This window comes from Methylobacterium sp. WL103 (assembly GCF_008039885.1).
Taxonomy (GTDB): Bacteria; Pseudomonadota; Alphaproteobacteria; order Rhizobiales; family Beijerinckiaceae; genus Methylobacterium; species Methylobacterium cerastii.
Genome location: NZ_VRUX01000940.1, coordinates 1 through 1,135, shown reverse-complemented (window position 1 = coordinate 1,135; position 1,135 = coordinate 1). Strand labels below are relative to the sequence as shown.

General features: G+C 75.1%; 1 protein-coding gene. It reads left to right on the top strand.

The genetic code is table 11. The features are described from left to right. Positions 1 to 65 precede the first annotated feature (65 nt). A partial coding sequence (locus FV222_RS26875; protein ID WP_147816176.1) for an FAD-dependent oxidoreductase occupies positions 66 to 1,135 on the top strand: 1,070 nt, incomplete at its 3' end.

Genomic DNA, 1,135 nt, shown 5'->3' with positions numbered 1-1,135 from the left:
GCGCCGCGCCGACCCGGTCGGCGCGGCGCTTGTCTCGCCGCTCGGGCGATCTCACCTACGGCGCCATGGCCAGCGTGTTCGACGTCATCATCGTAGGCGTAGGCGCCGCCGGCATCGGGGCCGCGCGGCGGCTGGCGGCGCATGGCAAGGCGACGCTGCTGCTCGAGGCCTCGTCGTGCCTCGGGGGACGCGCCTTCACGCAGGATCTCGGCGGCCATCCGCTCGATTTCGGCTGCGAATGGCTCCACTCCGGCGACCGCAACGCCTGGGTCGGCATCGCCGAGGCCTCGGGCTTTCCCGTCGACCGCGGCGAGCCGCCATGGGCGAAGGCGCATCCGTCGCTGGCCCAGGACGCGGACGGCCAGGCGGCGGCGCAGCGGGCCTACGGCGACTGGGAGGAGCGGCTTCGCCTTGTCGCGGCGGGCAGCGACCGGGCGAGCGACGCCCTGGAGCCCGGCGGTCCCTGGAACGCCTACGTGCGCGCCATCGCCGGCTTCATGAGCGGCGTCGCACCCGAGGCGATCTCGGCCACCGACTATCTCGCCTACGACGACGCCGCGACGGGCCGAAACTGGCACCTGCCGCTCGGCTACGGCACGCTGGTCGCGGCCAGCCTGCCGTCCGCGACGACTCTGCGGCTCGCCACCCCCGCCGAGCAGGTCGACCTGACCGCGGACGGCGTCGCCGTCACCACGCGCGCCGGCACCGTCCGCGCCGGGGCCGCCATTCTCACCGTCTCGACCGCGGTGCTGGCCGGCGACGCGATCCACCTGCCCTCCGGGGTCGAGCCCTGGCGCGAGGCCGCCGCCGACCTGCCGCTCGGCCGCAACGAGAAGGTCTTCCTCGAGATCGGGCGCGAGGCCGCGTTCGCGCCGGACACGCACGTCTACGGCAACCTGCACGACCGACGAGCCGCCGCCTATTCGATCCGCCCCAACGGCTGGCCGGTGATCGAGGCGTTCCTCGGAGGCGAGGGCGCCCGCATCGTGGCGGAGGACGGCCCGGCCGCCGGCTTCGCCCACGTCTCAGCCGAGCTGGCCGCGCTGTTCGGAGGCGACATCGCCTCGGCGATCCGGCCGCTGGCGGCGACGTCCTGGAGCCGGATGGCCTCCGTCGGCGGCGCGTATAGCTGCGC